Genomic DNA, 9,338 nt, shown 5'->3' on the forward strand with positions numbered 1-9,338 from the left:
CGCACGAAACACGGCACAGATGTACCGGTTTTCACCGGCCGAGAACGGCTAACGTACTGGTTATGAATAGGAATATGACGAAGCAAGTATTTCAGGGCTTCGGTTTACAAAACCGCTGCACTACCGCTGTGCTACACCGGCGAGCGCGCCGAAACCATTGAGTAAATTGACGGTTTCGGTGCGCCAGGAACGTCTTTGACTACGTTTGAGGGCGCTTCGTCAAGGCGCACGGCCCGGCGGATACCGTCCACCGCGCGTTCGTTCGGCCCGGCACGGGCCCGCAACACGCTGGGCCTCGCCTCGATCGGGGTAGGACCCTAGCTCGTGCGACGGGCCGTCCACCGGCCCGAGCACGAGCCGAGGCCGGCCAGCGACCACCGTCCGGTCCCGCCGGACCCGCGCAGGCGGCCCGACACCAGCACGCTGGCAAGGCCCTTCCGGATCGTGCCGCTGATCCGGCCATCGGCCGTGGTGCGGCCGGATGCGTCGACCCCGTTCCCTCCGGCATCGTCCACGGTCCCGTCCCGGATGACGATCGGATATTGGTAGGGCCCGGTGCACGCCCCGGTGTCGGTCGTGGCGACGACCGACCAAGCTCCGTCGAAGCGACCAGCCGCGAGGGCCGATGTCGATGCCCCGCCAAGAGCCAGCAGCAGGGTGGACGAAAGCACAGCGTCACGAAGTCGGATCATGGTCTCCTCTGTCGATCGAAGGGGTGGGGCGGATCATCTTGGACGATCGCGGTCCTGCCATGCGCTTCCGCAGGATCGGGCTTTGGAATCGCCGCAGGACGGGGCGTCAGAAGGTGCGTTCGGTCCCTGCCGCACGCGGCACCCCGAAACACGCAGATGGGTGTGAGCCAGCGCGGTTCCTTGAGACGACAATACTGGTAGGCAAAACTTTTTTGCTTCGGCGCGGTCCAGCCCCGAACGGACCCCCGGCCCGGCCGGCGGCTCCGCCGATCAGACCGAGCGCTCAGGCGTCAGCGAAAACCACGCCGAACCGGGCGCCGGTGCGCCGGACGACCCTGCAGCGGCGCGACGTCTGGTCGATCGCAGTCAGAAGCGTGAACGTCTCGGGTACGGCGTCGTCATCGCCGGCCTCCAGCAGCGCGCCGGTATCCGACATGTTCCAGACGAGGCAGCGCAGCCGCCTGCCCGTGTCGGCGACCACGATATGCCCGGCGCTGAAGCAATCCGTCCGGCCCGCGAGACGCTGTTCGGCTGTCATGTTCGACCTCAGGAATTCCCTGGCCGAACAGATAGGCCACGGGGGCTTCGTTCGCTTGAAGCCAGCGCACGCAGCGTCGCGTTGCTGTCTTCAAGCTTACCGCCGTGACAACAGAACCTGACAATTTGATCGCTTCGGGCGGGAGCCGTGCCCGATCGCATCGCAATCGCGCACAGCGCTCCGACTTCAGCTTTGGCCCGCTCTTTTACGCCGAACCGGCATCCGCTTGGGTGAAGACCGCCCGAGCGGACCGTGCCGCTTTGGGTGGTGGGCCGGCGGCTCGTCGGCCCGCACGACCCCGGTCGTTAGCCGGTTTCAGGCTTGAGCCGCGTCCACGTCGTCCCCGCCGGTGGCCCCGGTCGCGGGGCCCGGCCGGTAGGCGTCGAGCGTCGCGTAGGCATCCGTGCCGGTGAGCCCCAGCCGCTCCATGTCGGTCAGCAGCGCCTGGATATCGGGATCGACCGGCTCGCCGCCCTCCTTGCGCTCGATCAGGGCGTTGACCAGCTCCAGATCATCGATCGCCTGCGCGCTGGGTTCGTTCGAATCGGGGAAGGCCATGGCCGGTCTCTCGCTGGATGGCCTTCGAACCTAGGTCGCCCCATGGGGTTCGGCCATGGCGCTCGCGTGCCGTGAAGGCTGGTGATCAGGCGGCCAGGGCGCGCCTTACCGTGGCCCGCAGGTCCGCGAGCGAGAAGGGCTTGGTCAGCACGTCGGTGACGATGGCGTCGAGCCCGCGCGCCCGCTCGCGCTGGTCCGCGAAGCCGGTCATCAGCAGGATGGTCAGGTTCGGGAAGTCGCGCTTGGCCGCCAGCGCCAGGGCGATGCCGTCCATGAGCGGCATGCGGATGTCGGTGAGCATCAGGTCGAAGCCGCCATCGGCCTCGTTGAGACGGTCGAGCCCGTCGCTTCCATCGTTGGCGGTGACGACCGCGTGCCCGTCAATCTCGAGCCCCCGCTTGAGGAAGCCCCGGACGGTCTCTTCGTCATCCACCAGGAGGATGCGCGCCATGGGGTCCCGTAAACGTCCTCGATTCCCGGGCCCCCGTCGCGACGACGTCGGCCCTTGGCAGACGACAGGCGCAGACCTGCCCGCCGCCTGTCAAGACGCCATGCGCCGAATACAGGCATATCGACGGCGCCTGCGGCGAAAATGCCGCGTCGCCCCGACGACCGCTACGGATCGAACAGATCGGGATCGCCGCTGTCGAAATCGACCACGCCCACGAAGGGCAGTTGCCGGAAGGCGTGGGCGGCGTCCATCCCGTAGCCGACGACGAACACGTCGGGGCAGATGAAGCCGACGAAATCCGCGTCGATGGTCACGGCGCGCTTGCCGGGCTTCTCCAGCAGGACCGCAGTGAGCACCCGATGAGCGCCGCGCGCCATCAGCAGATCCTTGGCGAAGACAACGGTCCGCCCGGATTCGAGGATGTCGTCGACGAGCAGAACGTCGCGCCCGCGCACTTCGCTCTGCACGTCCCGCAGGATCTCGACCTGTCCGCTGGAGACCGTCCCGGTGCGGTAGCTCGACAGGTGCACGAACTCGACCTGGGGGGCGAGCCCGACCCGGTGCAGCGCCCGCAGCAGATCGGCGGCGAACATGAAGCTGCCCTTGAGCACAGCCACGACCAGGAGGTTCTCCGGCCGTGCGGCCAGGATCTCCTCGGCGAGTTCGTCGTTGCGCTTGGCGATGGCCGCCTCGTCGAAGAGGGTTCGCACGCGCCGTTCGTGGATGCTCATCTCATGTGTCCCGGTAACCCGGTCGCGGGACGCAATCCGCCGCCGCGCTCAGGGGCGGTCTTAGCGTCCCGAGGTCCCGGGGGGAACTGTGGATGCGCATCCCAGGCACCCCAGCGTCATCGAACGAACCCCAAACGCAAAAGGGGCCGGCGATCCGCCAACCCCTCGCGCCGTCCGGCTGAATGGATGGTACCACCGCCCCGGCTCGAACGGGGGACCCCCAGATCCACAATCTGGTCAGAGAGCATAACAACCCCTGACATTCAGGTGGTTCAAGGGCGGTCAACGGCTTTGCTGGAACTAGCAAAAACTGCCATTGTGATGCTTTGTTGGTAACATGGGGTAACAGGGCATATCGGCCCGTTTCCGTTACCCCTGGTTACCCTGGAGGATCACCAGAGTGGCAGCGCGAGTGCTCACCGTGCAAGCCATCGAACGCCTAAAACCGGACGCCGCTCGCCGGCTAGAGATCCCGGATGCCACGTTGCCGGGCCTCTATTTTATCATTCAACCTTCCGGTGCAAAAAGCTGGGCTGTCCGGTACCGGCACGGCGGCCGGACCCGAAAACTAACCTTGGGCGCCTATCCGGCTCTCGATCTGGCCAAGGCGAGAACCGAGGGGAGGGCGGCCCTTCAGTCGGTGTCGTTGGGTCAGGATCCAGTTGCCGAACGCAAGGTGGTCGCACCGCTGCCGACACGGGATCTGGTCGGTTCGGTGATCGACAGCTTCATTGAGCGGCACGTCACGCCGAGAAACCGGCCGCGGACAGCCGAGGAAACGATCCGTATCCTGCGGAGCAAGGTGCTGCCGGCTTGGGATAGTCGGAAGATCCAGGACATCGGTCGCCGCGACGTGATCGAGCTTCTCGACCGGATCGTGGATGCAGGCACGCCGATCGCGGCCAACCGCACGCTGGCGGCCCTTTCCAAACTGTTCAACTGGGCAGCTGACCGCGGCATTATCGATGCGAACCCGTGCGTGCGCGTGAAGGCACCAGCCGCGGAGACGAGCCGCGACCGCGTGCTGGATGACGACGAACTGCGACTGCTCTGGCGGGGGTGTGAGGTAATCGGCTGGCCGTTCGGGCCGTTCGTTCAGCTTCTTCTGCTCACAGGTCAGCGTCGCGACGAGGTTGCGAAGATGCGTCGGTCCGAGCTGCGGAACGGGGGCACGCTGTGGACCATACCAGCTGAGCGGGCGAAGAACGGACAGCTCCACGACGTGCCGCTTAGCGCGGCCGCAAAGATTGTTCTGGGGGTCCTACCTCGCGTGGTCGGGCAAGCCGGTTATCTCATCAGCACGACAGGCAACAGCGGCGTCTCAGGCTACGCCAAGGCAAAGGCTCGGCTCGACGCCGTCATGCTCTCGCTAGCGCGCACAGATGCGGAAGCGGCGGGATCTGATCCGAACGACGTCACACTCGAACCCTGGCGGCTACACGATCTGCGCCGGACAGCGTCCACGGGTATGGGCCGCCTGAAGATAGAGCCACACGTAATTGAGGCGGTGCTGAATCACCGCTCTGGCGTCATCAAGGGCGTTTCCGCCATCTACAACCGGTACCAGTACCTCGACGAGAAGCGTGATGCCATGGACGCGTGGGCGGCCCACGTCGAAGCGATAGTTAGTGGAACAGTACGATGAGCAGCCAAGTAGACATTAATTGGCTCCGGAACGAGCTCATTGACCGAACAGGACTATCAAAATCCGAAATTGGCGATCTTATATGCGCCGCTATGGTAACAGGAAACCTCACTGGTCTTGCACCTCTGGCACAATGCTATCCAAAGACGATTGTGCGGACCCTAAGCGACGAGATCGGTCCTTGGAAAAATTTCGAAATACCTGTTGCGTTCTGGAATTGCACGGAGATTGATTGGGATTGCCAAAACCCATGCTTTCATTTTCACATTGGCGATAATATTTGGATAGTATATAGCATACTACTGGATCGTGCTACGGCATATGATTTTCTAAAGTCTCGCGATCCTGCGCTGCAAGCACTGCAAGCTGCCTTGTTAAAATCGTCATTTACGCCGAAAGATAGAATAGGCTCGAGCGGGCGCCCACCAAAGTATAATTGGAGCAAATGTATAATAGAAGCGGTTCGGTGGATGGAAGTTAATGGGCGGCCAAAAACTCTGGCAGAATTAGTTAATTACATGGCTGAATGGTTTGAACCCGAAGAACCAGGCGACACCCAACTAAAGCAATATCTCGGACCGATCTATCAAAATTTTGAACCAAAGGCTCGCCTTGACTGAGTTTCCGGCCGTTTCCGACCATTTCCGGCTGACATAAGCTACCATTCGACGCCAAAACGAGCGGTATCCGCACCGGAGAGGCTCAATGAATTACGACGTCCGTTCATCTGATGATTTGCTGCCAGCCGCACATGTTTTGGCCAGGTATCAGGTCAGCGACATGACACTGCACCGCTGGTTGAAGAATGAATGCCTCAATTTTCCAAAGCCGATCCGCATCAATGGTCGACGGTACTGGCGGTTGGGCGATTTGCAACTGTTCGAGTCGCGGCAGTAGTTTCAAGTTCGTAAAAGCGAGCGTGACATGCTTAATAAAAATTGCAAACACGATGCCGCTGAAGTGGGCGAGCGATCGAAATCGTGCGAGTCGCACGATTCCAGGGCAAGTGAGGATGCCAGCTCTGGGTCTCAGATCAGCATCACCATCGCCAACCCGCTCGATATTATTAGGTTGGCCGAAACACAGCCGAATGATGCGGCAGCAAGCTGCCAGATCGCGATCAAGGCGTTGCACGATGGCTTCCTTAATCGAAAGTACGAGTTGTTGGGGGCCGTGGTCGGCATAGCGTTCAACATGCTGGCAGTTCAGGGTGAATGGCAAAAATTTTGCCGGAATGACTACTGGAAGCAATTCAAGCGGGGCCCCAAGGATAGCCTGCGGGGGCGGCACAAGGCGCTATCGTATGTCATGCGCTTTGTTTTTCTCGCCCGCAGCACAAGCGAAATAAATCTGACTAATCGTTATGCCAAAATGCTGGAAAAAGAATTTAACGCCGACGTTTCACCTGAAGAGATTGCGGCGATCATTCATAAGCATGGTGGCATCGAAGGGATGCGGCAGACCGGAGTGGCGTCGAGAAAAGCCGCACTCAAGCGACAAAGGAAGAAAGACGTCAAGTATCTAAAAGATCTCACAGAAGGACCGGGCGATGTATTTTCAGGGAAAAACGGTTACAAGATTTCCCACGATAAATATGTCGATATCAAAATGGCATTGGCTTTGTTTTGCAAAGAGAGCAAAAAATACTTTAAGGGCCGCGTAAGTAACTGAATGCTCACCGTGGCCGATGATCGATTCCAATCTGTAAAGTTTAGATCATCACCCGTCTGTCAAATCAAATATATGAATTTCAAATAGAGACCAATATCCAAAATTTATTAATATAGATTTTTCTCAATAAGCCGCCGGAGTCAGCACAGCCGGCGGATTGAAGCTGAAGTGTCTTATACGCTGTGCTGTGCTTTAATTTGAACAAGGTCTGTAGCAACATCATAAGGCCGTCGGCATCGATTATGGCGAGGCGGCGGCTGGTCTCGTATTTTTAGCAATCCACGTAACGGGTCCAGATCATATTCGAGTTGAGATGCAACCGAAGCAGCTCGCGCTCGCCATGCATGAGGGCGTGCAAATCATCAGTGAAGTCCGCAACGACGCCCGCGGGAAGCCGCACCGGGCGGAACATGGCAATCCCGCATTCGTATAGGTCGCCGTCGACCCAAACCACGCTTATTAGGTGCTTCGCACGTTCGGCGATGAAATTGCTGGACTGGGCGTTAGGGTGAGGCTGCGATTTCTTCTGGGACTTGATCGGGAACGCTCCCAGCCGCCTCACAGCTCGGATCTTGACCTGGGTAGGATAAGGACCTCGTCCATACCGATCCGGCTGTTCTCCAGCGCCTTCAGCGTGTATCGCGTAGCTGCCCCCGGCGTCGCAAAAATTGGTTCCAAATCAATGCGATCGATGCGAGACTTTTTATTGCAATACGTCAGCTTGTTTTCTTCAACGTGTCGGTCCAGCGGTTCTTTTAAACGGCAAGCCCGCGAATAGGCCATCAGGGGGTGTATCAGCACCGAACCATAGTGAAGACCATGGTTCGGTGCGGTGAGGCGAAACCCCTCTTTCGCGTGTTTGAAGACTGGGAAATCGGGGCAGCCGATCAATCTAGGAATGACCTGATAAGCGGCGGCGCTGGTTGGCTTCCGATGAAACCGGGTACACAATTTTCTAAAAAATGCGTTTACTTCTTTTTGCATGATCGCCTTGGTTCCAGCTTCTGAAAGGTGCATCTCCTCGAACATGAAGGTGACCATCCATCCCTGCCAGAACTGCTCAGTGATCAAGTTGTCGATCCACGCTGAGTAGGCTTCTACCATTTGCCGATTGCGAACTCGTCGACTGCTGTAGCTTGAGTTGAAGTGCTCGTTTTCCCTCATTGCGGTCGCTCCCATACGTTTTCCAGGCATGGTCTGCCATATAACATCGAGCATTTGTGCCGATGAGGCGGTTGTATTTGATCGCAGCGTCGGCCTCGGTGGCGGTATCCATCCGAGGCTGGGGCACTGCTATTATTTTTATTTAACGAGTTGGAGATGGCAACTTCTATAGTTCAATGGCAGATAGTATTTCTTGCCTTATCTATAGATTGTCTAACTTCAGCTTATAATTGGCATGCTGCGTAAAGCCGTAATTTGAAACAATTATCGGGATGAAAATCTTCTGCGCCGCAGTTCCGGCGCAGGGCGCGACTTCTCCCTGCATATTGCTTGCTGCCAGAATCGTAGATCTTCTGGCTCCCGATCGCCATATTCCTAATCGTCCTGACACGGACCCCGCAGATTACGCCGGTTATCGACTTGACCGAAAACAGGGTCACTTTGTATCTTCCATCGTAGAGACGCACTGCGCTTCGTGCACCCATCTCGCTGCAATATACTCAGCCGCCCGGACAGATGGCCTTTCGCAGGGGGCCTACTGCCCCTGTGTAGCGTTGTAACTTTGGCATGGCTTGGTCTGAACATGCGCGTAAGCAGAGGCCGGCAGAGTCTCAGGCAGCCCCTATTAATCGTGTGCGTTTGAGGAGCTTGATGTGGCTGATTACACCTGCAAAAAATGCGGAACTCCGCATGAGACACGCTATGAAAATCCGAAAACGGGTAATGAAAATCACGATATACGGTGCTTGAATTGCAAATCTTTGATGGGGACAGAAAAGGTTTTTGGTGTGTTTTTGCGTGTGCATATGGAAGGAGAAAAACCAGGAACGTGGGAGCGTGTGCCCGCGAATTGAAATCACTCGTGCCTTAGCATGCCAGAAAGCGAGAATTTAAATAAAACTACTTATTACCTGTATCATCGGTTTGTTTATTAATGAAAACTATCGTTGTTACTGGCTTGCATCAAGAGTAAGATTTTGAATAATATTATGTCGGCTATGGTGCGTGATTATGGGGAAGTCGCGATTGCCTACGTCCAGCTCTTGTTGATAAGCGAGGATGCGCCGTCGTTGAACCTGATGGACCACGACGCGGAAGGTGCAGCACTCGTGATCGACGCTGTCGTCGACCGCTGCGCCAAACTTAAGGCTGATCTTGAAGAGGTTAGTTTCGAGGTCGAGCTTACGCAAGAGCTCGGCCTGCGCGACGGCACGCGTCTCAAGCACGTCAGGTAGCCCCGCATCTGCGTCGATCGGGGGGCTGGGGCGGCGGATCGCGTTTCGCTGCACGACCTGACCTGAGACATGACCTCGGCCCGCGAAAAACTCTCCGTCGAAGCGCTTCACCGTCAGAGCCACCTCGACCCAGCAACTGAAGCTGTGGCGGATCATGACCCGGGCGAGTTGCGGGCCGTCAATCAGCACGATGCGCTTGCTCAGCATCTCTGCCCTATGCCGCGCTGAGGCTGAGAACGAGGGGGATGAGATCTGAGACACACGGCAGCGACCCAGGGGCCGTTCCAAACCGTCCGCTCGCGATCACAGCGATTGCGCGTGCGGTCGCCTTAGAACAAAATACGAACGGGCTGCTTCGTGCAGCGGGCGCCTTCGCAGGTAGCGAGATGTCACCTTCGAGTTCCGGCCGGACGCTGTTCTTCTTCGAGAAGCCCTCGGCGATGCGGCAGCTGCAGCGCTTCTTCCGCTCGCCAAACACCGTCTGCGTGGCCGCCGAGGGGCACCTGCTGTCCGCCGAGGAGCCGGGCAGCATCCGGCCCGAGTGGAAGCCCTGGCGCTTCGACGCCCTGCCCATCAAGCTCGCCACGATCCCGGTCAGCTGCGGCACCAACCGGTCCGGCCAGTCGCACGAGCCGAAGATTGCCGCCATCCGG

12 protein-coding genes and 1 pseudogene are annotated in these 9,338 nt (G+C 58.8%); 6 read left to right on the forward strand and 7 right to left on the reverse strand.

Going from position 1 to position 9,338, the window contains the following annotated elements:
• Positions 1-317 precede the first annotated feature (317 nt).
• The 5 genes from MKK84_RS18670 to hpt all read right to left on the reverse strand — a co-directional run bounded on the left by MKK84_RS18670 (position 318) and on the right by hpt (position 2,970).
• Positions 318-692, reverse strand: coding sequence for a hypothetical protein (locus MKK84_RS18670; protein ID WP_243922335.1), 375 nt, complete (start codon positions 690-692; stop codon positions 318-320).
• Between the two features lie 283 nt (positions 693-975).
• A complete protein-coding gene (locus MKK84_RS18675; protein ID WP_243922337.1) occupies positions 976-1,230 on the reverse strand; it encodes a PilZ domain-containing protein in 255 nt (84 codons plus the stop codon).
• Positions 1,231-1,545: 315 nt separating this feature from the next.
• A complete protein-coding gene (locus tag MKK84_RS18680) occupies positions 1,546-1,788 on the reverse strand; it encodes a hypothetical protein (RefSeq protein ID WP_243922339.1) in 243 nt (80 codons plus the stop codon).
• An 85-nt stretch (positions 1,789-1,873) separates the two neighbouring features.
• Positions 1,874-2,239: a response regulator gene (locus MKK84_RS18685; RefSeq protein WP_147940768.1), complete on the reverse strand. Its 366-nt coding sequence runs from the start codon at positions 2,237-2,239 to the stop codon at positions 1,874-1,876.
• Positions 2,240-2,403: 164 nt separating this feature from the next.
• On the reverse strand, positions 2,404-2,970 hold the full coding sequence (gene hpt / locus MKK84_RS18690) for a hypoxanthine phosphoribosyltransferase (protein ID WP_243922342.1): 567 nt from the start codon (positions 2,968-2,970) through the stop codon (positions 2,404-2,406).
• Between the two features lie 421 nt (positions 2,971-3,391).
• Between hpt and MKK84_RS18695 the strand changes: the two genes are divergently transcribed.
• From MKK84_RS18695 to MKK84_RS18710, 4 genes are all read left to right on the forward strand, one after another.
• A complete protein-coding gene (locus MKK84_RS18695) occupies positions 3,392-4,615 on the forward strand; it encodes a tyrosine-type recombinase/integrase (RefSeq protein WP_243922344.1) in 1,224 nt (407 codons plus the stop codon).
• Entirely contained in the window at positions 4,612-5,235 is a 624-nt protein-coding gene (locus MKK84_RS18700; protein WP_243922346.1) for a hypothetical protein, read from the forward strand. Before MKK84_RS18695 ends, MKK84_RS18700 begins: the two co-directional genes overlap by 4 nt.
• An 85-nt stretch (positions 5,236-5,320) precedes the next feature.
• Positions 5,321-5,512: a helix-turn-helix transcriptional regulator gene (locus tag MKK84_RS18705; protein ID WP_243922348.1), complete on the forward strand. Its 192-nt coding sequence runs from the start codon at positions 5,321-5,323 to the stop codon at positions 5,510-5,512.
• Positions 5,513-5,539: 27 nt separating this feature from the next.
• Positions 5,540-6,286, forward strand: coding sequence for a hypothetical protein (locus MKK84_RS18710; RefSeq protein ID WP_243922350.1), 747 nt, complete (start codon positions 5,540-5,542; stop codon positions 6,284-6,286).
• Positions 6,287-6,844: 558 nt separating this feature from the next.
• On the opposite strand, the gene MKK84_RS18715 is transcribed toward MKK84_RS18710, so the two are convergent.
• Positions 6,845-7,450, reverse strand: a complete 606-nt coding sequence (locus MKK84_RS18715; protein WP_243922352.1) for a hypothetical protein — start codon at positions 7,448-7,450, stop codon at positions 6,845-6,847.
• Positions 7,451-8,103: 653 nt separating this feature from the next.
• Here MKK84_RS18715 and MKK84_RS18720 point away from each other — a divergent pair.
• Complete coding sequence (locus MKK84_RS18720) at positions 8,104-8,304, forward strand: hypothetical protein (RefSeq protein ID WP_243922354.1); 201 nt, start codon at positions 8,104-8,106, stop codon at positions 8,302-8,304.
• A gap of 96 nt (positions 8,305-8,400) precedes the next feature.
• Here the strand turns inward: MKK84_RS18720 and MKK84_RS18725 are convergent, their stop codons facing one another.
• Positions 8,401-8,892, reverse strand: coding sequence for a hypothetical protein (locus tag MKK84_RS18725; protein ID WP_243922355.1), 492 nt, complete (start codon positions 8,890-8,892; stop codon positions 8,401-8,403).
• A 179-nt stretch (positions 8,893-9,071) separates the two neighbouring features.
• Here MKK84_RS18725 and MKK84_RS18730 point away from each other — a divergent pair.
• A pseudogene (locus MKK84_RS18730) lies at positions 9,072-9,338 on the forward strand (DNA topoisomerase); the annotation flags it as partial.

It is taken from the genome of Methylobacterium sp. E-065, assembly GCF_022829605.1.
GTDB lineage: Bacteria > Pseudomonadota > Alphaproteobacteria > Rhizobiales > Beijerinckiaceae > Methylobacterium.

Coding starts and splice junctions, on each gene's coding strand:
- MKK84_RS18670 (WP_243922335.1), bottom strand. CDS start 692: ATGATCCGACTTCGTGACGCTGTGCTTTCGTCCACCCTGCTGCTGGCT.
- MKK84_RS18675 (WP_243922337.1), bottom strand. CDS start 1,230: ATGACAGCCGAACAGCGTCTCGCGGGCCGGACGGATTGCTTCAGCGCC.
- MKK84_RS18680 (WP_243922339.1), bottom strand. CDS start 1,788: ATGGCCTTCCCCGATTCGAACGAACCCAGCGCGCAGGCGATCGATGAT.
- MKK84_RS18685 (WP_147940768.1), bottom strand. CDS start 2,239: ATGGCGCGCATCCTCCTGGTGGATGACGAAGAGACCGTCCGGGGCTTC.
- hpt (WP_243922342.1), bottom strand. CDS start 2,970: ATGAGCATCCACGAACGGCGCGTGCGAACCCTCTTCGACGAGGCGGCC.
- MKK84_RS18700 (WP_243922346.1), top strand. CDS start 4,612: ATGAGCAGCCAAGTAGACATTAATTGGCTCCGGAACGAGCTCATTGAC.
- MKK84_RS18705 (WP_243922348.1), top strand. CDS start 5,321: ATGAATTACGACGTCCGTTCATCTGATGATTTGCTGCCAGCCGCACAT.
- MKK84_RS18710 (WP_243922350.1), top strand. CDS start 5,540: ATGCTTAATAAAAATTGCAAACACGATGCCGCTGAAGTGGGCGAGCGA.
- MKK84_RS18715 (WP_243922352.1), bottom strand. CDS start 7,450: ATGAGGGAAAACGAGCACTTCAACTCAAGCTACAGCAGTCGACGAGTT.
- MKK84_RS18725 (WP_243922355.1), bottom strand. CDS start 8,892: ATGCTGAGCAAGCGCATCGTGCTGATTGACGGCCCGCAACTCGCCCGG.